Source organism: Halomonas sp. B23F22_20 (assembly GCF_043496985.1).
In the GTDB taxonomy this organism is placed as follows: domain Bacteria; phylum Pseudomonadota; class Gammaproteobacteria; order Pseudomonadales; family Halomonadaceae; genus Halomonas.
Map to the genome: position 1 here is coordinate 1 of NZ_JBIEKH010000108.1, position 629 is coordinate 629.

Below are 629 nucleotides of genomic sequence, written 5' to 3' on the forward strand. Positions count from 1 at the left end.
GTCAACATTCTTGAAGCGGCCCCCTGAGTGGTGAGCATCAGCATTGAGCTCGGTCATCGATCCCCCCCCTTCCGCAGCTGAGTTGGCCGGCGACAGGCCCGCCACATCACTCCAGGGGTTCTCCCCGGTACGCTGATAACTCGAGACGACGAGTTCCGGAATGTAGTGCTTCACCTTGATGGACGTATCGGTTTCACAGCCGTATGGAGTGCAGGTCAGCCAGATGCAGATCCCCACCACCTCGTACTCCAGGCAATCCGTCGACATACCCGATTGCACGATCTCGGGCGTGGAAATCTCGGCAGCTTGAGCCGGCGGGCTGCTTCCAACGCTGACGCCCAGCATCACGGGCAGCAAAGCGGCCATCCCGGCGCTCTGGAGACGCTTCGTGGTCATTGGCCTACCACCCCCTGTCCTTGTTGTCGCTGGTAGCTCTGGATCTGATTCAGGGCGGCCTGCACATCATGCTCGCCGTACACCACATACTCACCGTCCAGGACAACGGCCGGCACTTTCTCCACGCCCAGCATCCAGGCACGGGCGACACCACGGGCTGCCTGCTGATAACGAGCGGCCATGTCCTGCCATTCGGCCCCCTGCATCCGCCGCTGCAATTCTGCTGTCGCAGC

Annotated in this window: 2 protein-coding genes; both read right to left on the bottom strand. The window is 61.8% G+C overall.

Annotated features, from left to right (window positions below; translation table 11 throughout):
- Positions 1-396, bottom strand: a 396-nt coding sequence (locus ACGTN6_RS20825; RefSeq protein WP_394594996.1) for a TraU family protein, incomplete at its 3' end; no start/stop codon positions are given.
- On the bottom strand, positions 393-629 hold a 237-nt coding region (locus tag ACGTN6_RS20830; RefSeq protein WP_394594998.1), incomplete at its 5' end, for a DUF1525 domain-containing protein. The genes ACGTN6_RS20830 and ACGTN6_RS20825, both read right to left, overlap by 4 nt.